This window comes from Streptomyces sp. NPDC016851 (assembly GCF_055562795.1).
The window spans coordinates 147,633-169,493 of the sequence record NZ_JBVHEP010000010.1 but is presented as its reverse complement, the minus strand read 5'-3'; the positions used below and the strand labels follow the sequence as shown (position 1 = coordinate 169,493).

The following is a 21,861-nucleotide window of genomic DNA, read 5'->3' as shown; positions in this document are numbered from 1 at the left end:
CTCCGGCACCGTCCCGCCGACCACCGGAGGTTTCACAGCACTGGTGAGACAGCGATACTGCTGCACATGACGACCGACACCGAGGAACCGACCCTCACGATCGACGAACTGGCGGCCCGGGCCGGTGTCACGGTGCGCACGGTCCGTTTCTACGGCACGAAGGGGCTGCTGCCGCCGCCGGTGCTCGGTCCCCGGCGCGTGGGGCACTACGGGCGGGAGCACCTGGCCCGGCTGGCGCTGATCGAGGAGTTGCAGCACCAGGGCATGACGCTGGCGGGCATCGAGCGGTATCTGCACCGGTTGCCGCCGGACCTGAGCGCGCGCGACCTCGCCGTGCACCGGGCGGTGGTGGCCTCCTGGGCGCCGGACACGGTGGAGACGGTCACGCGGGAGGAGCTTCAGCGGCGGGCCGGGCGGCCACTCGGCGACGAGGACGTCGAGCGGCTGGTCGCGATGGGCGTGCTCCGGCCCGCGGACGGCGGGTACGAGGCCGATCTGGGTCTGCTCCGGCTGGGCGTCGGGCTGCTGGACGTGCCGCTCTCCCCGGAGGGGATCTTCGCGGCGCGCACGGTGCTCGTCGAGCACGCGCGCGCCGCGGCCCGTGAACTCTCCCGGCTCTTCCGCGGTGAGGTGGCCGAGCGTGACGCGCGGGACGTGCGGTCCCTGTCGGCGCATATGCACCCCTTGGTGGTGCAGGCGCTCCTCACCGCCTTTCAGCGGTCGCTGAAGGAAGAGCTGGGCGAGTGGCTCACCGAGCCCTCGGAAGAGTCACGCTGAGTCGCTGAACCGCTCCCCCTTCTCCGCCTTCTCCACCAGCAGCGCGGGCGGCGTGAACCGGTCGCCGTAACGCTCGGCGAGTTCACGCGCGCGTGCCACGAATCCGGGCAGGCCGCCCTCGTAGCCGTTGATGTACTGGAGCACGCCGCCGGTCCAGCCCGGGAAGCCGATGCCGAAGATGGAGCCGATGTTGGCGTCGGCGACGGAGGTCAGCACGCCCTCCTCCAGCAGCCGGACGGTGTCCAGCGCCTCGGAGAACAGCATGCGCTCCTGCATGTCCTCGAACGGGATCCGGTACCCGGGCTCGGTGAAGTGCTCGCGCAGTCCCGGCCAGAGTGCGGTGCGCTTGCCGTCGTCCCCGTAGTCGTAGAAGCCGGCGCCACCGCTGCGGCCCGTGCGGCCGAACTCGTCGACCATGCGGTCGATGACGGCCTCGGCCGGGTGGGCCGTCCAGGTGCCGCCCGCCTCCTCCACGGCCCGCTTGGTCTCGGCCCGGATCTTGCGGGGCAGTGTCAGCGTCAGCTCGTCCATCAGGGACAGCACCTTGGCCGGGTAGCCCGCCTGGGCCGCCGCCTGCTCCACCGACGCGGGTTCGATGCCCTCGCCGACCATGGCGACGCCCTCGTTGATGAAGTGCCCGATGACGCGGGAGGTGAAGAAGCCGCGCGAGTCGTTGACGACGATCGGCGTCTTGTTGATCTGCCGCACCAGGTCGAAGGCGCGCGCCAGGGCCTCCTGCCCCGTGCGCTCGCCCTTGATGATCTCGACGAGCGGCATCTTGTCGACCGGCGAGAAGAAGTGCAGTCCGATGAAGTCGGCCTGGCGCTCCACGCCCTCGGCGAGCGCGGTGATGGGCAGCGTGGAGGTGTTGGAGCACAGCAGCGCGTCCGGGGCGACCACGTGCTGGATCTCCTGGAACACCTTGTGCTTGAGGGAGGTGTCCTCGAAGACGGCCTCGATGACGGCGTCGCAGCCGGCCAGGTCCCGCACCTCTGCGGTGGGGGTGATGCGGGCGAGCAGCGCGTCGGCCTTCTCCTGGGTCGTACGGCCCTTGGCGACGGCCTTGGCGCACAGCTTCTCGGAGTAGCCCTTGCCCTTGAGGGCCGCCTCGAGGGAGACGTCCTTCAGGACGACGTCGATACCGGCGCGGGCGCAGGAGTAGGCGATGCCGGCGCCCATCATCCCGGCGCCGAGGACGGCGACCTTGCGGACCTGGCGGGGCTCGACGCCCTTGGGGCGGTTGGCACCGGAGTTGACGGCCTGGAGGTCGAAGAAGAAGGCCTGGATCATGTTCTTCGACGTCTGCCCGGCCGCGAGTTCCACGAAGTAGCGGGCCTCGATGACCTGGGCGGTCTCGAAGTCGACCTGGGAGCCCTCGACGGCCGCGGCGAGGATGCCCCGCGGGGCCGGGTAGGGGGCGCCGTTCGTCTGCTTGCGCAGGGTGGCCGGGAAGGCGGGCAGGTTCGCCGCGAACTTGGGGTTGGCCGGGGTGCCGCCCGGGATCCTGTACCCCGGCTTGTCCCAGGGCTGCTGCGACTCGGGGTGGGCGTCGATGAAGGCGCGGGCCTTCTCGAGGAGTTCCTCCTGGGTGGCGGCCACGTCGTCGACGAGGCCGTTCTCCAGGGCGCGGCGCGGGCTGTACTGCGTGCCCTGGAGGAGGACCTTCAGCAGCGCGTCGGCGATGCCGAGGAGGCGGACCGTGCGGACGACGCCGCCGCCTCCGGGCAGCAGGCCGAGGGTGACCTCGGGGCAGCCGATCTTGGAGCCCGGCGCGTCGAGGGCGATGCGGTGGTGGCAGGCCAGGGCGATCTCGTAACCGCCGCCGAGGGCAGCGCCGTTGAGGGCGGCGACGACGGGCTTGCCGAGGGTCTCGATGCGGCGCAGGTTCCGCTTGATCGCCATGCCGCCGTCGAACAGCTCCTGGGCCGTCTCCGGTGTGACCCGGATCAGGTCGCGCAGGTCGCCGCCGGCGAAGAAGGTCTTCTTCGCGGAGGTGATGATGACGCCCCGGATGGAGTCCTTCTCGGCCTCCAGGCGGTCGGTGACGACGGCGAGCGAGTCGCGGAACGCCTGGTTCATGGTGTTCGCGGACTGGTCCGGGTCGTCGATCACCAGGGTGACGAGGCCGGTGCGGTCCTGTTCCCAGCGGATGGTGGTGGATTCAGTGCTCATGTGGAGGTGCTCCGTGTGATCCGTCGGGAGGGGGTCAGATGCGCTCGACGATGGTCGCGACGCCCATGCCGCCGCCGACGCACAGCGTGGCGAGGCCGTAGCGCTTGTCCTGGCGCTCGAGTTCGTCGACGAGCGTGCCGAGGATCATCGCGCCGGTCGCGCCGAGGGGGTGGCCGAGCGCGATGGCGCCGCCGTTGACGTTGACCTTGTCCAGGGACAGGCCCATGTCCCGCGCGTAGCGCAGCACGACCGCCGCGAACGCCTCGTTGATCTCGACGAGGTCGATGTCGTCGATGGTGAGTCCGGCCTTGGCCAGGGCCTTGCGGGTGGCGGGGGCGGGGCCGGTGAGCATGATGGTGGGCTCGGAGCCGGAGACGGCGGCGGAGACGATCCGGGCGCGGGGCGTGAGGCCGTAGCGCTCGCCGACCTCCCTGGAGCCGATCGCGACGAGCGAGGCGCCGTCGACGATGCCGGAGGAGTTGCCCGCGTGGTGGACGTGGTCGATCTTCTCCACCCAGTGGTACTGCTGGAGCGCGACCGCGTCGAAGCCGCCGAGGTCGCCGATGTCCGCGAAGGACGGCTTCAGCTTGGCGAGGGAGTCGGCGGTGGTGCCGGGGCGCATGTGCTCGTCGTGGTCGAGGACGACGAGGCCGCTGCGGTCCATCACCGGGACGACGGACTTGTCGAAGCGCCCCTCCTTCCAGGCGGTGGCCGCCCGCTCCTGCGAGAGGGCCGCGTACTCGTCGACGTCGCGCCGGGAGAAGCCCTCGATGGTGGCGATCAGGTCGGCGCCGATGCCCTGCGGCACGAAGTTGACCTGGAGGTTGGTCATCGGGTCGTTGAACCAGGCGCCGCCGTCGGAGGCCATCGGCACCCGGGACATCGACTCGACGCCGCCCGCGAGGACGAGATCCTCCCAGCCCGAACGGACCTTGGCGGCGGCCAGGTTGACGGCCTCCAGACCCGAGGCGCAGAAGCGGTTCTCCTGCACGCCGGCCACCGTGTCGGGCAGCCCCGCGGCGATGGCGGCGATCCGGGCGATGTCGGAGCCCTGGTCGCCGACCGGGCCGACGACGCCGAGCACGATGTCGTCGACGGCGGCCGGGTCCAGGTCCGGGAAGCGGGCGCGGATCTCGTGGATGAGTCCGACGACCAGGTCGATGGGCTTGGTGCCGTGCAGGGCGCCGCCTGCCTTGCCGCGCCCGCGCGGGGTGCGGATCGCGTCGTACACATACGCTTCGGTGCTCACGAGGAGGCCTTTCACTGAGGGTTGCGGGACGACGGTAGGAGCCCGGGGACGTCCCAGTCCCGGGCGACGTCGGCCGTGTCGGCGCCCGGCCGGGCCGGGCCGGTGCGGACGGAGGTCGGGGTCGCGGAGAAGCGGGGGGCCGGGGCGGGTTGGGTGATGCCGCCGTGGTCGGTGAAGGTGCCGCGGGCGGCCAGGTGCGGGTGGTGCGGGGCCTCGCGCAGCGACAGCACGGGCGCCACGCACGCGTCGGTGCCGTCGAAGACGGCCGTCCACTCGTCCCGGGTGCGGCTCTTGAAGCGGGCGGTGACCTGTTCGCGCAGTTCGCCCCACCGGGTGACGTCCTTGCGGGCGGCGGCCTGGTCCTCGACGCCGAGCCGGGCGAGGAACTCCTCGTAGAACTGCGGCTCCAGGGCGCCGACGGCCATGTACCGGCCGTCGGCCGTCTCGTACGTCCCGTAGTACGGGCAGCCGCCGTCCAGGAGGTTGGCGCCGCGGCGGTCCTGCCAGCCGCCGGCGGCGAGCATGCCGTGGATCATCGTGCCGAGGTGGGAGACGCCGTCGACGATGGCGGCGTCGACGACCTGGCCGGTGCCGGTCGCGCGCGCGTGGTGCAGGGCGGCGAGGACGCCGACGACGAGGTAGAGGGAGCCGCCCGCGTAGTCGCCGAGCAGGTTGGCCGGGACCGCCGGCGGCTCGTCAGGGCGGCCGATCATGCCGAGCGTGCCGGTGGGGGCGATGTACGCGATGTCGTGCCCGGCGCGGTCGGCGAGCGGGCCGTCCTGGCCCCAGCCGGTCATCCGCCCGTAGACGAGGGCCGGGTTGCGGGCGTGGCAGGCCTCGGGGCCGACGCCGAGGCGCTCGGCGACACCGGGCCGGTAGCCCTCGACCAGGATGTCGGCGCGGGCGGCGAGGTCGAGCACCTGGTCCGGACCGTCCGGCGCCTTCAGGTCCACGACCACCGAGCGCTTGTTGCGGTTGGTGACGTCGTACGCCGGGTCGATCGCGAGGCCGGGGCCGCCGGGGCGGTCCACGCGCACGACGTCGGCGCCGAGGTCGGCCAGGAGCATGGCGGCGAACGGGCCGGGCCCGATGCCGGCCAGCTCGACGACGCGCACGCCGGTGAGCGGGCCCTGTTCTGGCGTCCTTGCCGTGGCCATCCAGCCCCCAGTGCTGTGACACAAGTGATGTAACACCAGTGATGCTAAGAACACGTTCCACTCGGCACAAGAGCCGAACGAGCAAGCGCTTAGCAATCTGCCCGACGCGTCAGCTCCCGTCCAGCTCCGCTATCAGCCGCTTGGGCGCGATCACCCGGTAGCTCTCCTCGACCCAGTCGCAGAGCACCTCCGCTGCCGGGGCGCCCTGCCGCTCCAGGGGGATGCTCACCCAGCCCGCCTTGCCCAGGCCGTATCCGGCGGGCTCGGCTCCGGGGCACGCCAGCGCGTGCGCGTGGGCCGTCTCGTCCTTGAGCTTCACCGTCACACCCAGGGGGTAGCTGCCGTCCTGGACGCCGAGGAAGACGAACACCTTCTTGTTGACCTTCGCGACGGACTCGCCCCAGGGGAACTCCTCGGCGGCGCCCGGCAGCCCCAGCGCGAACGCGCGCACTTTCTCCCACTTCTTCAGGGCATTCCTGGGCACGGCCATCGTCGTCCTCCGGGCTCGTCGTCGCGCTCAGCTCTCCTCACGCTAGCCTCGGCCACCGACAGCGGCACGGGCTGCACGACCGAGGGGTGTCATGAGCAGGCTGAACAGGACGGACCGTCCGTACGACATCGTGCTCTTCGGAGCCACGAGTTTCGCCGGAGCGCTCACCGCGGAGTACCTCGCGGCTCACGCGCCCGAGGGGCTGCGGTGGGCGATCGCGGGACGCAGCGCTCAGAAGCTGGAGCGGCTGCGGGAGCGGCTGCCCGGCGGCGCGGAGGTCGGAGTGCTGCGGGCGGACGTCTCCGATCCGGCCTCGGTGCGCGCCCTCGCGGAGCAGGCGCGCGTGGTGGCCACGACGGTCGGCCCGTACGTGACGTACGGCGAGGAGCTCGTCGCCGCCTGCGCGGACACCGGGACCGACTACCTCGACCTCTGCGGCGAGCCGGAGTTCGTGGACCTGATGTACGTCGAGCACGACGCCCGCGCGCGGGAGACCGGGGCGCGGCTGGTGCACGCCGCCGGTTTTGACTCGATCCCGCACGACCTGGGCGTGTACTTCACCGTGCAGCAGCTCCCGGAGGACGTGCCGCTGACCGTGGAGGGCTTCGTGACCGCCGACGCGGCGTTCTCGGGCGGGACCTTCGCCTCCGCACTCAACCAGTTCGCGCGGCAGCGGGAGATGGCCGCGGCCGCGCGGGACCGGCGGCGGCACGAGCCGCGGCTGGTGGGCCGGCGGGCGTCGGCGCCCGCGGGTGCTCCCCGGTTCGCCAAGGAGGTCGGCGCGTGGGCGCTGCCGATGCCGACGATCGACCCGCAGATCGTGCGGCGGTCGGCCTCGGCCCTCGACCGGTACGGCCCCGACTTCCGCTATCGGCAGTACGCGGCCGTCCGGCACCTGCCCGTCGCGGTGGGCGGTGTCGCGGCCGTCGGTGCGCTGGTGGCGGCGGCCCAGGTGGCGCCGGCGCGGCGCTGGTTGTCGGGCCGGCTCAGGCCCGGGGACGGACCGAGCCCCGAGAAGCGGGCGAAGAGCTGGTTCTCCCTGCGCTTCGTGGGCGAGGGCGGCGGCCGGCGGGTGTACACGGAGGTCTCGGGCGGCGATCCCGGCTACGACGAGACGGCGAAGATGCTGGCCGAGTCGGCGCTCTGCATGGCCTTCGACGACCTTCCGCAGACCGCCGGGCAGGTCACTACGGCGGTGGCGATGGGCGACGCGCTGATCGGCCGGCTGCGCGCGGCCGGCATCCGCTTCCGCGTCGCGTCGACCCGCTGAGGGTCCTTACAGCGGCCACTCGGCGATGGTGTAGATCATCCCGGCGATCCAGGCGAGCCCCGCCAGCACGGCGAGGATCAGCCCTATGGTGACGGCCCGCTCGACGGTCTGGGTCGGGCCGGCAACAGGCTTGGGGGCGCGGTGCGTTGTCATGCCCCCAGCCTGCCGACGGGACCGGGGCCGGGCATCCGTACACGTACTCAGAGCCGGTACTCAGATCCGCCGCCCCCGCCTCGGGCAGGCCCGTCCCCCTGGTTTGAGGCTTTTCCGCCTTCCGCTCCTGGCGACAGCTCGAAAAGTGCCAACAAGGAGTTCAATGAAACCATTGAAGGCATGAAGTTCCTTCTCGAAGTCAGCATGGACGACGCGGCGTTGGCCGAGGACCCGGCGGGCGAGCTGGGCCGGATCCTCAGGTACTGGGGCGGCAACCTGCGCCACTACGCGCTCCGGCCCGGGGACGGGTCGGTCATCTACGACTCGGAGTACCGCGAGGTGGGCCACTGGAGCGTGGCCGGTCAGGCGGAATAGGTCTCCCGCAGCGCCGTCCGGCAGAGCGCGTCCGCCCTGCGCGTGGTCTCCGGAAGGCGGTACTCGGGGGTCAGCGCGAGGGTGTGGGCGCAGGCGTTCGCCAGGGTCACGCGGTGGCCGACGGAGACGAAGACCGGCTTCACGCCGTCGCGCGTGCGCAGGGCGCGGCCGACCTCCTCGGAGCCGGCGAGCAGCGCGGACGTACTGCCGCGCGGGGTGTCCGGGTCGTCGTGGGCGAAGGTGAACGGGTTCTTGGCGACGCCGATCGTGGGCAGTCCGGTCAGGACGCCGAGGTGGCTGGCGAGGCCGAAGCGGCGGGGGTGGGCGAGGCCGTAGCCGTCGCAGACGACGAGGCCGGGCGGGCACGGCAGGGCGTCGAGGGCGGCGAGGACCGTGGGGATCTCGCGGAAGGCGAGCAGTCCGGGCACGTAGGGGAAGGAGACCCGGCCCACCGTCGTGGCCTCGGCGACGACGTCGAGGCTCGACGCGTCCAGGACGACCGCGGCCGCCGCGACGACATCACGCTCGTCGTCGTAGGCGACGTCGACCCCCGTCACATGGCCCGTCCCGGGCGGCGGTCCCGGTTCGTCGAGGATCACGCGCTCGCGCAGTTCGTCCTGGACGGCGCGGGCCTGTTCCTCGGTGGCGGGCCAGTCCTCTGGGATGCGTACGGTCGTCATGATGCCCCCGAGCCTAATGGGCTGATCCTTTCGGCTGCCGGGCCCGTGGGCAGCACGAGGCCGGCGGGACTCCGCGGTTCCGCCGGCCTCGGGGGCGTCCCGCTTACTTGCCCAGCGCGCGCTGGAGCTGGCTCTTGTTCATGTTGGAACGGCCCTCGACTCCGCGGCGCTTGGCCTCCTGGTACAGCTGGTCGTAGGTGGGGCCCTGCGAGCCCTGGCCCGACCGCTGACCGCCGCGCTTGCCGGACGACATGTCCTTCGTCGAGGTGCGGCTGGCCGTCTTCGACTCGCCGGAGCGGGCGCGTTCCTTGTTGACCGTCCGCGAGGCGATCTCCTTGGCGCGGCCGGTGCTCTCGCCCCGGTCCTGCGCGCTCTTCTTGATGTGCTCGTACTGGCGCTCCCGCTTGGAGCTCGAACCGCGTGGCATGACCGCTCACTTCCTTTCACCTTCAGTGAACGAGTACCCACACTGCCAACAATCAGGGCATACCGCGCGCTCAATGCTCCAGGCGGGCAACCCGCCCCTTTTCGCCGGCCGCCCAGCACCCTTGGTCCGGCGTGCAGTCGACGGTGTCGTAGGAGCCGGTGTCGACCGTGCGCCAGGTGCGGCCGCCGTCCCTGGTGAGGTCGGTGCCGGTGGGGCCGACGGCGAGGGCGGCGGTGCGGCTGTGCGGGAGCCAGGCGACACCGGAGCGATAGGCGGGCGGGGGCGCGGCGGCGGGGCGCCAGGTGCGGCCGCCGTCGCCGGTGCGCGCGGCGGCGTCCGGTGAGGGCCGGCCGGGGGTGAAGTCGCCGCCGACGGCGAGACCGTGGGTGCGGTCCCGGAAGGCCAGCGCGAAGACGCCCCGGGCCGGGTCGCCCGCCGGGAGGGGTGTGTCGGTGGCCGTCCAGGTCCGCCCCCGGTCGGCGGAGTGCAGCACGCGCGCGTGCGCGGCTCCGCCGGTGGCGAGCCAGACGTCCTTCGGCCCGGAGCTGACCAGGCACTGGCCGCTCGCGGCGAACCCGGCCTCGCCCTCCTGGGCGGGCGGCATGCCCTCGTCCGGCAGCACCGTCCAGGTGCGGCCGCCGTCGCGGGTCGACAGGATGCGGAACTTCCCGTCCACCGGGTCGCTCATCGCGAGGCCGTGGCGGTGGTCGAAGAAGGTGAGGCAGTCGTAGAAGGCCTTCGGGTCGGTGTTGCGGAAGGACTCCGTCCAGGTCGCCCCGCCGTCGTCGGTGCGGTACACGCGGGACGCCTCGCCTTCGCCGATGGCCAGGACCACGGCCCGGCGCGCGTCGAACGCCTCGACGTCCCGGAACTGCAACTCCGCCGCGCCCGAGGGCGAGACGTTCCGCCAGGTGGTGCCGCCGTCGCTGGTGCGCAGGACGGTGCCGCCGGTCCCGGCGAGCCAGGCCGTGTTCCGGCTGACGGCGGCCAGACCACGGAACCGTACGTCCGGGGCGCCGGTGTCCTTGAGTTCCCAGTGCGGCATCCGGCGCTGGGGCTCGTGCGCCTGCGCCGGTACGGCCGTCAGGGCGGCGAGCGCGACCAGTGCCGCCACCCCCGCCGCCACTCCGGTCGCCCTGCTCCGTGTCCGTCCCGTCCGTCGCGTGCTCCCCAAGCGCCTCATGGCCGGCGAAGCTAGCCCACCCCCCGGGCCCCGTCCAGATGGCCTCGCCCGGATCCCGGGGCGTTCCGGTGGGCGCCACAAGTGCCCTGCGGGGAACAGGAGGAGAGCCACGTCACTCCGGTGCATGAACGCGGTGACAGAGGTCACTCGCACTTCGTGTGCACGGATTGGCTGATTCCGTCGTCTCTTCCAGTGCCCGGCCTCATCCGCCCGGAAGTGTCCCGTCCAGCCGTCACAAGGGAGCAAGGCGTTGTCCATCGTCATCGAGCAGCCCGTGGAGGCCCGCCTCGTCGCCGCCGCGCCGCGTATGCCGAGCATTCCCGCGACGCTCCACTACGACCGACGCGATCCGTTCGCCGTCCGCATGACCTTCCCCGCCCCGGCCACGCTGGAGGGCGTCGAGGTCTGCTGGACCTTCTCCCGCGAGCTGCTCGCCGCGGGCCTGAAGAACGCCGAGGGCCACGGCGACGTGCGGGTGCGGCCGTACGGGTACGACCGCACGGTGCTGGAGTTCCACGCCCCCGAGGGCACGGCCGTCGTGCACGTCCGTTCCGGCGAGGTGCGCCGGTTCCTCCAGGCCACGAGCGAGCTGGTGCCGGTCGGTCTGGAGCACCTCCAGCTGGATCTGGACCACGACCTGGCGGAGCTGATGCGGGACGCGTGCTGAGCCGAGGCGTGCCGGGCTGACGTGCCCGCTCCAGCAGGGCGTTGACCTCGCCGTAGTCGAGACCGGCGGCCAGTGACCGGTACGTCCCGGTGTCCAGCAGCTCCCGCGCGGCCCGGCGGACCAGGGCGTGGGCGGCCTGGGCGATGCCCGGGCCCACGCTGACCCGGGCGACGCCCAGGGCGGCCAGTTCGGCGACCGCCGGTGCGCCGGGTCGGCCATGACGTTCAGCGGCCCGTCGACGCCGTTCACCAGCTCCTTCACGATCCCCGGGTCGACGGCCCCGGGGACGAAGATCCCGTCGGCGCCGGCGGCGCGGAAGGCGGCGGCCCGCTCCAGGGTGAGGTCCACTCCCCCGGCTCCGCTGAGGAAGGTGTCGGTCCGGGCGTTGACGAACAGCGGCACGCCCGCCGCGTCAGTCGCCTCACGGACCGCGGCGATCCGCTCGGCCTGCTCCCCCACGCTCCGCAGTGGTCCGCCCGCTCCGGCGCCGTGCAGCGCGTCCTCGATGTTCACCCCCACCGCTCCCGCGGCGAGGACCGCGCGGACGGTGCCGGCGAGGCCCTCGGTGTCCTCGGCGTAGCCGCTCTCGATGTCCGCCGTCACCGGGACGGTCACGGTCTCGGCGATCCGGGCGACGGCGGCGAGGGCCGTGGCACGGTCCACCCGCTCGCCGTCCGGCGCGCCGAGCGCCCGGACGAGCCCGGCGCTCGTCGTCGCCACCGCGGCGGCGCCCGCGTCCTCGACGAGGAGGGCGCTCACCGCGTCCCAGGCGTTGGGCAGGACCAGCAGCGTTCCGGGGAGGTGCAGGGCGCGGAAGGCCGGGGCTCGGTCGGTCCGGTTCGCCATGCGGGCCACCCGACCAGCGGCGGCTGGGCCTTGGCTGGCAGGAATCCGACGTGGACGTGGGTCAGGGCGGAGCGGTCGTCGTCGCCCGGGCCGTCGCGGCGAGCGCCGTACGGATCTCGCGGACGATCTCCCCGAGCCCGGGCACCGACGCCACGGCACGCTCCGTCAGCTCCCGCACGCGCGGCTCATGGGCGCCGACGTTCTCGCCGGCCTCGCCGGGGAGCAGCTCCGCCGAGGCGGCCAGCGTCACGAGCGCCGCGTCCCGCTCGGAGACCTGGGCGACCGGCCGCGGCCCCCGGAGGACCTGACGCGTCTCCTCCCGCAGGGCCTCCACGGCGGCGACGCGGTCCAGCGCGTACTCCACGGACGGGAACACCCCGAGGACCCGCTTCTTCTCCGCACGCAGGAACCCCTCGGCCGCCAGCTGCTCCCGCACCGCGTCGGAGGTCACCCGCGAGTGCAGCGTCACCCAGGTCCGCCAGGGGTGCGGGCACGACTCGCGGACGAGTTCCAGCAGCCCGTCGAGGACCGCGTCACCCGTTTCCGAGTCCAGGTCGGCCGGCGTGGCGATGCCGTCCTCGTCGACGAGCAGGCCGTGCCGAGCCAGCTCGACGAGGGCACCGGCACGCACGGGGCCCGACAGGTGGGCGGTGCCGGTGCCCGCCGGCGGGGCGGGGTCCCAGGCCAGCAGGCAGAGCCGGGCCGGCAGCGAGAGCGGGCCGTCGGGCACGGGGCCTCCTCGGGGAGGGAAGATCGGGTCTCACGTTAATTCGTTGACAGGTCCGGCGCCCCCTCGTACGTTGTTCAGCGTCCTGTTGCCGCCGATTGGAGAAGGACGTTGCTCGTCTGAGGTCCTGAGACACCGCGTCACCCGCCTCTGGTGTGTGCGCTGCGTGCGACCTCGGCGTTCGAGCCGTCCTCCGGTGCAGGGCTTTTCTCATGCCCTTGGAGCCTCCTCCCTGGTCGCAGGTGTCTCGATACGCGTTTGCCCCTGACCGCATCAAGCAACCGCGAAAGAGGCCCGCATGCCTACTTCCATCACCGTCACCTCCCTCGCCTTCACCTGGCCCGACGGCACCCCCGTGTTCGAAGGCCTCGACGTGGCCTTCGGCCCGGGCCGGACCGGCCTGGTCGGCGTCAACGGGTCGGGAAAGTCCACCCTGTTGAAGCTGATCGCCGGTGAACTCGCCCCGGCCGACGGCGCCGTCCGGGTGGCCGGCGAGGTCGGGTACCTCCCGCAGAACGTCACGCTCGACACCACCCTGCGCGTCGACGAGGCGCTCGGCATCGCCGGCAAGCGGGCAGCCCTGCACGCCATCGAGGCGGGCGATGTGTCCGAGGCGCACTTCGAGACGGTCGGCGACGACTGGGACGTGGAGGAGCGCGCCCTGGCCACCCTCGGCGAACTCGGCCTCGGACACGTCGAGCTGGACCGCACCGTCGGCGAGGTGTCGGGCGGCGAGTCGGTGCTGCTGCGGCTGGCCGCGCTGCTGCTGCGCCGGCCCGACGTCCTGCTGCTGGACGAGCCGACCAACAACCTCGACCTGTACGCCCGCAGGCGGCTGTACGCGGCCGTCGAGTCCTGGCCGGGCGTGATGGTCGTCGTCAGCCACGACCGGGAACTGCTGGACCTCGTCGACCAGATCGCCGACCTGCGCTCCGGGGATATCACCTGGTACGGCGGCAACTACTCCGACTACGAGGAGGCCCTGGCCATCGAACAGGAGGCGGCGGAGCGCATGGTGCGCGTCGCCGAGTCCGACTTCCGCAAGCAGAAGCGCGAACTGGCCGACGCCCAGATGAAGCTGGCCCGCCGCAAGCGGTACGGGCAGAAGATGTGGGACCAGAAGCGCGAGCCGAAGATCGTCATGGGGGCGCGCAAGCGCGCGGCGCAGGAGTCCGCGGGCAAGCACCGGATCATGCACGAGGAGAAGCTCGCCGAGGCCAGGGAGCGGCTGGACGAGGCGGTGGACGCCGTCCGGGACGACGACGAGATCCGTGTCGACCTGCCGTACACGGCCGTGCCGCCGGGCCGTAACGTCCTGACCCTCATGGATCTCCGGCTCCGGTACGGCGCCCGTGTGGACGGCGGTTTCGACCTGCGCGGCCCCGAGCGGGTCGCGTTGATCGGGCGCAACGGCTCGGGCAAGACGACGCTGCTGCGCACGATCAGCGGGGAGCTGGCTCCGGAGTCGGGCGAGGTGACGGCACATGTCCCGCTGCGGTTCCTGCCGCAGCGGCTCGACGTCCTCGACGGGGAGCTGACCGTCGCCGAGAACGTGGCCCGGTTCGCGCCGGGCGCCACCAACAACCGGGTCCGGGCGCGGCTGGCCCGCTTCCTGTTCCGGGGTGCCCGGGCCGACCAGAAGGCGGCGACGCTCTCCGGCGGCGAACGCTTCCGGGCGGCGCTGGCCGCGCTGATGCTGGCCGAGCCCGCGCCGCAGCTGCTCATGCTGGACGAGCCGACCAACAACCTCGACATGGCGAGCGTGCGGCAGCTGACCACGGCCCTGGAGTCCTACGAGGGGGCGCTGATCGTGGCCAGTCACGACCTGCCGTTCCTGGAGTCGATCGGCATCACGCGCTGGCTGCTGATGGAGGACGGAGAACTGAAGGAAATCACGCCAGAGGCTGTCGGGTTTCCCGCCTAGCGTCGATGGCATGACCGACTTCACTCACGAGGTGACGACCCGCGATGTCACCACGCACGACGTCATCACCCTGACCGGAGCCCGCGAGAACAACCTCAAGGACGTCACCCTCCGCATCCCGAAAGGCCGGCTGACCGTGTTCACCGGCGTTTCGGGGTCGGGGAAGTCGTCCGTCGTCTTCGACACGATCGCGGTGGAGTCGCAGCGCCAGCTGAACGAGACGTACCCGTGGTTCGTCCGCAACCGGCTGCCCAAGTTCGAGCGGCCGCGCGCGGACGGACTGGAGGACCTTGCCCCCGCGATCGTCGTCGACCAGCGGCCGGTCGGCGGCCACTCCCGGTCGACCGTCGGCACCATGACGGACATCTACTCGGTGATCCGGGTGCTGTTCTCCCGGCACGGCACCCCGAGCGCCGGGCCGGCGACCGCGTACTCGTTCAACGACCCGTCGGGCATGTGCCCCGAGTGCGACGGCCTCGGCCGCACGGTGCGGCCCGACTGGGACCGCTTCCTGGATCCCGAGCGCTCCCTGGCGGACGGGGCGGTCCGCTTCCCGCCGTTCGCCGCGGGCACCTGGCAGGGCCGGACCTACACGAACAGCCCCGACCTGGACCCGGACAAGCCGGTGGGGCGGTTCACCGCCGCCGAGCGCGCGTTCCTGATGCGCGGACGGCCCGGCAGCAAGGTCACCGTCAACGGCAGCGGCGGCACCTGGACCACCGACTACGAAGGGCTGGCCGACCGATTCGAGCGGCTGTACCTGAAGCGGGACCTGTCGGCCATGAGCCAGAAGACCCGGGACCTGGTCCGGGAGTTCCTGGTGGAGGGCACCTGTCCGGTCTGTCAGGGGGCCCGGCTCAACGCGGCGGCGCTCGCCACCCGGATCGGCGGCCGGAACATCGCCGACTGCGCACGGATGCAGATCACGGACCTGATCGCCGTACTGAAGGAGATCGACGACCCGGTGGCCGGGCCGGTCGCGGGGGCGGCCGTGGCCGCGCTGGAGCGCGTCGAGGCGATCGGCCTCGGCTACCTCAGCCTCGACCGGGAGACATCGACGCTCAGCGGCGGCGAGGGGCAGCGGCTGAAGACGGTGCGGCACCTCGGATCCAGCCTGACCGGGATGACGTACATCTTCGACGAGCCGAGCGTCGGCCTGCACCCGCGCGACGTGGGCCGTCTCGGCGATCTGCTGCTGCGGCTGCGCGACAAGGGCAACACCGTGCTGGTCGTCGAGCACGACCCGGACGTCATCGCGCTGGCCGACCACGTCGTCGACATGGGGCCGGGCGCCGGCGCCGAGGGCGGCCGCGTGGTCTTCGAGGGCACACCGGCCTCACTGGCCGCCTCCGACACGCTCACCGGGGGCTGTCTGCGCCGCCGTACGGCGGTCAAGGAACAGGTGCGGCAGGCCGACGGCGAGCTGTGGGTCAAGGGCGCCGACCGGCACAACCTGCGCGACGTGACCGTGCGGTTCCCGGCCGGTGTGCTCACGGCCGTGACCGGGGTGGCCGGGTCCGGGAAGAGCACCCTGGTCGGGGAGTTCACCGCCGCGCACCCCGACGCCGTGGTCGTCGACCAGTCGTCGATCGGGATCTCGGGCCGCTCCACTCCGGCGACCTACCTCGGGATCATGGACACGGTACGGAAGATCTTCGCCCGCGAGACCGGGGCCGAGGCGGGCCTCTTCAGCTTCAACTCCGGCGGCGCCTGCGGCACCTGCGAGGGCCGGGGCATCATCTACACCGACCTCGCCTTCATGGACCCGGTGACGTCGACCTGCCACGACTGCGAGGGGCGGCGCTTCAAGGACGAGGTGCTGCGGCTGACGGTGAAGGGCAGCTCCATCGCCGACGTCCTGCAGATGACGGCCGAGCAGGCGCTCGCCTTCTTCGACGACACGGGCGTACGGCGCCGGCTGCGCGCCCTGCGGGACGTCGGACTGACGTATCTGACACTCGGCCAGCCCCTGTCCACGCTCTCCGGCGGCGAGCGGCAGCGCATCAAGCTGGCCACGCGGCTGCACCGGACGGGCGCGGTCTACGTCCTCGACGAACCGACGACCGGGCTGCACATGGCGGACGTGGAGGGACTCGTCGCCCTGCTGGACCGGCTGGTCGACACGGGCAACACGATCGTCGTCGTGGAGCACAACCTGGACGTGGTCGCCCGGGCCGACTGGGTGATCGACCTCGGCCCGGACGGCGGCCGGGACGGCGGCGAGATCATCTTCGAGGGGACGCCGCGCCGGCTCCTGGACGCGCCGGGTTCGTACACCGGAGAGCACCTGCGGCGGGCCGTGGCGGCATCGGCCGTCAGTGTGCCGGTGTGAGCTCCCCGGTGAGCGGGACCTCCGGGAGCGCCGTGTTGCTGACGACGGCGAGGCGCGGGCCGCCTCGGCCGTGCTGCCACTGCCCGCCGGCCAGCGGCAGCAGGGCGATGTTGGGAGTCGGTCCGCGGGTCCAGTCGAGGGTGCCGGCGATGGTGTCGAGGGTCGTGCCGGCGAGGGCCTGCGCGACGGACGCCCGGTCGGTGGGGTCGGCCGCGACGGTGAGGGCGTGGTGGGCGGTCTCCACCAGGGCGTGGGCGAGGCCGAGGGGCTGGAGCCAGCCGGCGCCGGTGTCCTGCCGGTAGGCGTGGGCGAGTTCGGCGCAGGTGGTGCCGTCCAGACCGGAGCGGTAGGGGTGGCCGGGGCTCCAGTAGACGAGGGTGGCCACGCGCGCGTCGGCGAGCTCCCCGTGGACGCCGGGGGCGGGGGTGGTGTGGGTGTGCGGGTAGGTCAGCCAGCGCGAGCAGGTGATCAGCCGCGGACGCACCCCTGCCTCCCGGGCCTGGCGGTGGAAGAGGGCGAGGTCGGTGGCGGTGGCGGCGCTGGTGACGAGGCCGGCACCGTGCTCGCGCAACCGCTCGACCTGGGCGTGGAAGGCGTCGGCCGGTTCCCGGTAGGCACCGAGGTCGACCAGGGTGTGTCCGCGCGGGGACGTCACCGGGGCGAAGCCGTACCGGTCGTGGCGCAGCAGCCGTCCTTGCACGTCGTCGTTCCACAGGCAGCCGACGGCGCCCTGGCCGTCGACGCGTTCCCACAGGTCGGCGAAGACGGCGGCGATGTCGTCCAGTCCCCACGCGAAGTGGTACGTCCACCGGAAGCGCTGCCCCGGCTCGGCACCGCGCGCGTCGACGTACGCCTGCCAGGGGAACGTGGTCGATACACAGGGGACCCCGGCCTCTTCACAGGCGTCGGTGACGGCGGGCAGCACCCGGGTCCCGGCCATGGTGAGCACGAGGTTCGCCCCGTCGGCACCGGCCAGCTCCCGTACGGCCTGCCGAGCCGCGTCGGGATCCGAGCGGCTGTCGCGCACGGCGACGGTCACGGCGTAGCGGCGGCCGCCGCTGCGGAGGTGCGCGAGCCGGGGCGCGAGCCTGCGCAGCACGTACGACAACGGTGACCCGAGAGGGGCCAGTCGACCCGTCAGGGGCGCTACCACGCCCACACACAAAGAAGGTGACGACATCGAGGCCCCTCTCCTCACTGCATCGGTGCGGCCGGACTGGATCGGTGCGGCCGGTCAGTGACCGGAGCGGTCCTCGGTCACGCAGGTGGTCTTGCTGAACACCGCCACCGTCTCGTTGCCGCAGTTGTTGCTGTGGCCCGAGGCGTTCCGGGCGAAGAGCAGGTTGGACAGGACACCGCCGCTCGGGCCCGCCTGGTCACCGCCGCCCTTGCCGTCGTCCTCGGTGACACAGGTGCGCTCCTTGAACAGCGCCACCTTGCCCGTGCCGCAGAGGTTGGCGTGGCCGGAGGAGTTCCTGCCGGAGAGGTTGGACAGCACACCGCCCGCCCCCGCGTCGCCGTCCCCGGCATGGGCCGTGGCCATGCCGGCGGGAACGGCCATCAGCATCCCCACGATCGAGGCCACCACCGCGATACGTCGTGTGCCGTACATCTCTGTCGGTTTCCTTCCGCTGGATCGGTCCCGGCCGGTTCGGCCGGGATCACTGCGCCTAACGACGCCTCGGAAGATCGGCATGGGCCGCGACCAGGTGAATCATCTGCAAGACGGTTGATCAGGTACTCCGACGGGATGCCGGGCGCGCGGGCGTTGACACGTCAAGGTGCGGCCCTTGGCCGTGACCGATGGGGTGGTTTGGCACTCCGCCGGCCGATCACGCGTGCGGGCCCGCCAAGACTGGGATGCGGGGGTGGCGCGGGGCTGCCCGGAGGGGGCGACATGACCGAGAGCACGGTTCTGGTGGCGGTGGCGGAGCGTCCGGAGGACGGGGGCGCGGCCGCGGGGCAGCTGGCGAGGATCGCCGAGGCGATCCGGGGGCGCGGCTTACAGGTCCGGTGGGTGGTGAGCGTCGCCGACGCCGAGGCGGCGCTCAGGACCGAGGCCGGCCTCGCCGCCGCGGTGGTCGCCTGGGATCTTCCGCCCGGGCCTGGGGCCGACGGCGAACCGGGCGGGGCGGCGGTGCTGCGCCGGATCGGGTGCCGCTTCCAGAACCTGCCGGTGTTCCTGGTCATGGCGGACGAGGGGCTGCGAGACCTGCCGTTGTGGGTGTCGCAGGCGGTCGTGGGCTACGTGTGGCCGCTGGAGGACACACCGGCGTTCATCGCGGGGCGGATCACCACCGCCGCGCGCGGTTACCAGGACGCCCTGCTGCCGCCGTTCTTCAAGGCGCTGCGCCGCTTCGACGACGCGCACGAGTACTCGTGGCACACCCCCGCGCACTCGGGCGGTGTCGCCTTCCTGAAGTCACCCGTGGGCCGGGCGTTCCACGACTACTTCGGGGAGCGGTTGCTGCGCAGCGACCTGTCGATCTCGGTGGAGGAGCTCGGCTCGCTGTTCGAGCACACCGGGCCCATCGGGGAGTCCGAGCGCAACGCCGCGCGGGTCTTCGGCTCCGACCACACGTACTTCGTGCTGCACGGCGACTCCACCTGCAACCGGCTGGTCGGCCACTTCAGCGTGACCCGCGACGAGATCGCCCTGGTGGACCGCAACTGCCACAAGTCGGTCCTGCACGGCCTGGTCGTCTCCGGCGCGCGGCCGGTGTACCTGGTCCCCACCCGCAACGGCTACGGCCTCGCGGGGCCGCTGCCGCCGGGCGAGATCGCGGCGGACTCGGTGGCGGCGCGGATCGCCGCGAGTCCGCTGACGCGGGACGCGGTGTCGTCGCGCGCGCAGTACGCCGTGTTCACCAACTCCACGTACGACGGGCTGTGTTACGACGCGCTGGCGGCGGCCCGGGCCCTGGCCGCCGGCTCGCCCCGGGTGCACTTCGACGAGGCGTGGTTCGCCTACGCCCGCTTCCACCCGCTGTACGCCGGGCGCTACGGCATGTCGGTGGACGAGGCGGGCTTCCCCGGGCCCGACCGGCCGACGGTCTTCTCGACCCAGTCCACGCACAAGCTGCTGGCGGCGCTGTCGCAGAGCGCCATGGTGCATGTCCGGCCCGCGCCCCGGGCGCCGGTGGAGCACGAGCGGTTCAACGAGGCGCTGATGATGCACGGCACCACGTCGCCGCTGTACCCGATGATCGCCTCGCTGGACGTGGCCACGGCGATGATGGACGGCCCGCAGGGGCAGTGGCTGCTCGACGAGGCGGTGACCGAGGCGGTGCGGTTCCGCCAGGAGATGGTGCGCATCGGGCGGCGGATCGAGGCCGCCGGGGACCGGCCGCCCTGGTTCTTCGGCGTGTGGCAGCCGACCGAGGTGACCGACCCGGAGAGCGGGGCGCGTCTGCCCTTCGGCGAGGCACCGGCGGATCTGCTGCGCACGGAACCGTCCTGCTGGCATCTCGAACCCGGAGCGGACTGGCACGGCTTCCCGGGGCTGGCCGACGGCTACTGCATGCTCGACCCGATCAAGGTCACCCTGACCTGCCCGGGGATCAGCGCCACGGGTGAGGTGTCCGACTGGGGCATTCCCGCGCGGGTGCTCACCGCGTATCTGGGGACGCGGGGCATCGTCGTCGAGAAGACCGACAGCTACACCACGCTCGTGCTGTTCTCCATGGGCATCACCAAGGGCAAGTGGGGCACGCTGCTGGACGCCCTGATGGACTTCAAGGACCTCTACGACGGCGACGCGCCGCTCGACCGCGTCCTGCCGGCGCTGGTCGCCGAGCACCCGCGGCGCTACTCCGGGCTGACTCTGCGCGGACTGTGCCAGGAGATGCACAACCAGCTGCGCGAGCTCCGCCTGGTCGAACTCCTCGACACCGCCTTCCGCGACCTGCCGGAGCCGGTCGTCCCGCCCCAGCTGTGCTACCAGCGCCTGATCCGCGGCGGCACGGAGCGGATCCGCCTGGCCGACGCGCCCGGCCGGGTCGCCGCGGCCATGGTCACGGTCACACCGCCGGGCATCCCCGTCCTCATGCCGGGCGAAAGCGCCGGCACGGCGGACGGCCCTCTGCTGCGGTACCTGACCGCCCTGGAGTCCTTCGACCGCCGCTTCCCCGGCTTCGCCAGCGAGACCCACGGAGTGGTCCGCGACCCCGACACCGGCGACTACCAGATCGAATGCCTCCGCCCGGACACGTCCGAGCGCACCGACACCACGACGACACCAGCCCAGCGAAGCGCCCCGGAGGGGGCCGAGCCGGTGGTGTGAGTTCGGGGGCAGGGGTGAGCTGACGCCTTCATGCCCGGCCGGTCCCGGGAGCGGCGGGTACCGAGGTCCGGGGCCGGTCCTCCCCCGGGGGTGTCGTCTTCCGGGATCGCCCTGCATGATGGTCGGCCGACGCCCGATGGGTTCCGTCGGTGCCGTCCAGACATGTCCCACCCCATACGGAGTCACGCTCGTGCCCAGCAAGAAGGCCCTCGTCCGCCGCCCCAGCCCGCGTCTTGCCGAAGGGCTGGTGACGCACATCGAGCGGGAGAGGGTCGACGCCGACCTCGCGGTCGAGCAGTGGGAGGCGTACGTGGCGGCCCTGCGCACGCACGGCTGGGAGACCATCGAGGTGGAGCCGGCCGACGACTGCCCGGACTCGGTGTTCGTCGAGGACACGGTCGTGATGTACAAGAACGTGGCGCTGATCGCCCGCCCGGGCGCCGAGTCCCGGCGTGACGAGACCGCCGGGGTCGAGGAGGCCGTGGCCGGTCTGGGCTGCTCGGTGAACTGGATCTGGGAGCCGGGCACGCTGGAGGGCGGCGACGTACTGAAGATCGGCGACACCGTGTACGTGGGCCGGGGCGGGCGCACCAACGCCGCCGGCGTCCAGCAGCTGCGGGCCGCGTTCGAACCGCTGGGCGCGCGGGTCGTCGCCGTACCGGTGACCAAGGTGCTGCATCTGAAGTCGGCCGTCACCGCGCTGCCGGACGGGACGGTCATCGGGCACATCCCCAAGATGGACACGCCGTCGCTGTTCGGGCGCTTCCTGCCGGTGCCCGAGGAGGCCGGTGCGCACGTCGTGCTGCTCGGCGGTGCGAAACTGCTGATGGCGGCCAGCGCGCCGAAGACCGCGGAGCTGTTCGCGGACCTGGGGTACGAACCGGTCGTCGTGGACATCAGCGAGTTCGAGAAGCTCGAGGGATGTGTGACGTGCCTCTCGGTGCGGCTGCGGGAGCTGTACGCCTGAGGAGGCGGCACGCCCCGGTCCAGCCCCTCGACCTGCGGCTCCAGGGGCGGTGGACGCGCGGACGAGCGACACCGCTGATCAGCGGCCTTTACAGCGCTCTTAACCTACGGCAACGTAACCTACGGAAACGTAGCCTACGATGCCGTAGGTTACCGCTCACCGCTCGTACGCATGTCCCCCTGG

At 72.4% G+C, this 21,861-nt stretch carries 18 protein-coding genes and 3 pseudogenes; 9 read left to right on the top strand and 12 right to left on the bottom strand.

The window, feature by feature from the left end; all coding sequences use genetic code 11:
* Positions 1–66: 66 nt before the first annotated feature.
* Positions 67–777 (top strand): MerR family transcriptional regulator, encoded by a 711-nt coding sequence (locus ACZ3I3_RS18235; protein WP_467366209.1) that lies wholly within the window; start codon positions 67–69, stop codon positions 775–777.
* On the opposite strand, the gene ACZ3I3_RS18230 is transcribed toward ACZ3I3_RS18235, so the two are convergent.
* From ACZ3I3_RS18230 to ACZ3I3_RS18215, 4 genes are all read right to left on the bottom strand, one after another.
* A complete protein-coding gene (locus tag ACZ3I3_RS18230; RefSeq protein WP_467366207.1) occupies positions 769–2,949 on the bottom strand; it encodes a 3-hydroxyacyl-CoA dehydrogenase NAD-binding domain-containing protein in 2,181 nt (726 codons plus the stop codon). The genes ACZ3I3_RS18235 and ACZ3I3_RS18230 overlap by 9 nt on opposite strands.
* A gap of 34 nt (positions 2,950–2,983) precedes the next feature.
* Positions 2,984–4,198, bottom strand: coding sequence for an acetyl-CoA C-acetyltransferase (locus ACZ3I3_RS18225; protein ID WP_467366205.1), 1,215 nt, complete (start codon positions 4,196–4,198; stop codon positions 2,984–2,986).
* 11 nt (positions 4,199–4,209) lie between these two features.
* On the bottom strand, positions 4,210–5,355 hold the full coding sequence (locus ACZ3I3_RS18220; protein ID WP_467366203.1) for a CaiB/BaiF CoA transferase family protein: 1,146 nt from the start codon (positions 5,353–5,355) through the stop codon (positions 4,210–4,212).
* Positions 5,356–5,464: 109 nt separating this feature from the next.
* The gene (locus ACZ3I3_RS18215; protein WP_467366201.1) at positions 5,465–5,845 is read right to left on the bottom strand and encodes an MmcQ/YjbR family DNA-binding protein; all 381 of its coding nucleotides are present in this window, start codon (positions 5,843–5,845) and stop codon (positions 5,465–5,467) included.
* Positions 5,846–5,936: 91 nt separating this feature from the next.
* On the opposite strand from ACZ3I3_RS18215, the gene ACZ3I3_RS18210 reads away from it, so the two are divergent.
* The gene (locus tag ACZ3I3_RS18210; protein ID WP_467366199.1) at positions 5,937–7,115 is read left to right on the top strand and encodes a saccharopine dehydrogenase family protein; all 1,179 of its coding nucleotides are present in this window, start codon (positions 5,937–5,939) and stop codon (positions 7,113–7,115) included.
* A gap of 6 nt (positions 7,116–7,121) precedes the next feature.
* Here the strand turns inward: ACZ3I3_RS18210 and mmpA are convergent, their stop codons facing one another.
* Positions 7,122–7,268 (bottom strand): morphogenic membrane protein MmpA, encoded by a 147-nt coding sequence (gene mmpA / locus ACZ3I3_RS18205; RefSeq protein WP_356922707.1) that lies wholly within the window; start codon positions 7,266–7,268, stop codon positions 7,122–7,124.
* A 180-nt stretch (positions 7,269–7,448) separates the two neighbouring features.
* Here mmpA and ACZ3I3_RS18200 point away from each other — a divergent pair, with 180 nt between their 5' ends.
* Positions 7,449–7,643, top strand: coding sequence for a hypothetical protein (locus ACZ3I3_RS18200; RefSeq protein ID WP_020271765.1), 195 nt, complete (start codon positions 7,449–7,451; stop codon positions 7,641–7,643).
* Here the strand turns inward: ACZ3I3_RS18200 and ACZ3I3_RS18195 are convergent.
* From ACZ3I3_RS18195 to ACZ3I3_RS18185, 3 genes are all read right to left on the bottom strand, one after another.
* Positions 7,631–8,323 carry an endonuclease V gene (locus tag ACZ3I3_RS18195; RefSeq protein WP_467366195.1) on the bottom strand — a complete coding sequence of 231 codons (693 nt, stop codon included), beginning with the start codon at positions 8,321–8,323 and terminating at the stop codon, positions 7,631–7,633. The two genes, ACZ3I3_RS18200 and ACZ3I3_RS18195, sit on opposite strands and share 13 nt — an antisense overlap.
* Positions 8,324–8,426: 103 nt before the next feature.
* Positions 8,427–8,750 carry a hypothetical protein gene (locus ACZ3I3_RS18190; protein WP_010042867.1) on the bottom strand — a complete coding sequence of 108 codons (324 nt, stop codon included), beginning with the start codon at positions 8,748–8,750 and terminating at the stop codon, positions 8,427–8,429.
* Between the two features lie 70 nt (positions 8,751–8,820).
* Positions 8,821–9,933, bottom strand: coding sequence for a WD40/YVTN/BNR-like repeat-containing protein (locus ACZ3I3_RS18185; protein ID WP_467366193.1), 1,113 nt, complete (start codon positions 9,931–9,933; stop codon positions 8,821–8,823).
* A 250-nt stretch (positions 9,934–10,183) separates the two neighbouring features.
* Here ACZ3I3_RS18185 and ssgD point away from each other — a divergent pair, with 250 nt between their 5' ends.
* The gene (gene ssgD / locus ACZ3I3_RS18180; protein ID WP_467366191.1) at positions 10,184–10,600 is read left to right on the top strand and encodes a spore wall synthesis regulator SsgD; all 417 of its coding nucleotides are present in this window, start codon (positions 10,184–10,186) and stop codon (positions 10,598–10,600) included.
* A gap of 19 nt (positions 10,601–10,619) precedes the next feature.
* Here the strand turns inward: ssgD and ACZ3I3_RS18175 are convergent.
* Both ACZ3I3_RS18175 and ACZ3I3_RS18170 read right to left on the bottom strand, forming a co-directional pair.
* A pseudogene (locus ACZ3I3_RS18175) lies at positions 10,620–11,446 on the bottom strand (isocitrate lyase/PEP mutase family protein); the annotation flags it as partial.
* 61 nt (positions 11,447–11,507) lie between these two features.
* A complete protein-coding gene (locus tag ACZ3I3_RS18170) occupies positions 11,508–12,176 on the bottom strand; it encodes a GOLPH3/VPS74 family protein (protein WP_467366189.1) in 669 nt (222 codons plus the stop codon).
* A gap of 295 nt (positions 12,177–12,471) precedes the next feature.
* Between ACZ3I3_RS18170 and ACZ3I3_RS18165 the strand changes: the two are divergent.
* The 3 genes and pseudogenes from ACZ3I3_RS18165 to ACZ3I3_RS18155 all read left to right on the top strand — a co-directional run.
* Positions 12,472–13,059 (top strand): annotated as a pseudogene (locus ACZ3I3_RS18165) (ATP-binding cassette domain-containing protein); the annotation flags it as partial.
* 498 nt (positions 13,060–13,557) lie between these two features.
* Positions 13,558–14,097: pseudogene (locus ACZ3I3_RS18160) on the top strand (ATP-binding cassette domain-containing protein); the annotation flags it as partial.
* A 10-nt stretch (positions 14,098–14,107) separates the two neighbouring features.
* On the top strand, positions 14,108–16,429 hold the full coding sequence (locus ACZ3I3_RS18155) for an ATP-binding cassette domain-containing protein (RefSeq protein ID WP_467366187.1): 2,322 nt from the start codon (positions 14,108–14,110) through the stop codon (positions 16,427–16,429).
* Here ACZ3I3_RS18155 and ACZ3I3_RS18150 read toward each other — a convergent pair.
* Positions 16,413–17,609: an ABC transporter substrate-binding protein gene (locus ACZ3I3_RS18150; RefSeq protein WP_467366185.1), complete on the bottom strand. Its 1,197-nt coding sequence runs from the start codon at positions 17,607–17,609 to the stop codon at positions 16,413–16,415. The two genes, ACZ3I3_RS18155 and ACZ3I3_RS18150, sit on opposite strands and share 17 nt — an antisense overlap.
* A 54-nt stretch (positions 17,610–17,663) precedes the next feature.
* Positions 17,664–18,041, bottom strand: coding sequence for a hypothetical protein (locus ACZ3I3_RS18145; protein WP_467366183.1), 378 nt, complete (start codon positions 18,039–18,041; stop codon positions 17,664–17,666).
* 285 nt (positions 18,042–18,326) lie between these two features.
* On the opposite strand from ACZ3I3_RS18145, the gene ACZ3I3_RS18140 reads away from it, so the two are divergent.
* Positions 18,327–20,711, top strand: coding sequence for an Orn/Lys/Arg family decarboxylase (locus ACZ3I3_RS18140; RefSeq protein WP_467366181.1), 2,385 nt, complete (start codon positions 18,327–18,329; stop codon positions 20,709–20,711).
* Between the two features lie 190 nt (positions 20,712–20,901).
* Positions 20,902–21,678 carry a dimethylargininase gene (gene ddaH / locus ACZ3I3_RS18135; RefSeq protein WP_467366179.1) on the top strand — a complete coding sequence of 259 codons (777 nt, stop codon included), beginning with the start codon at positions 20,902–20,904 and terminating at the stop codon, positions 21,676–21,678.
* Positions 21,679–21,861: the final 183 nt, after the last annotated feature.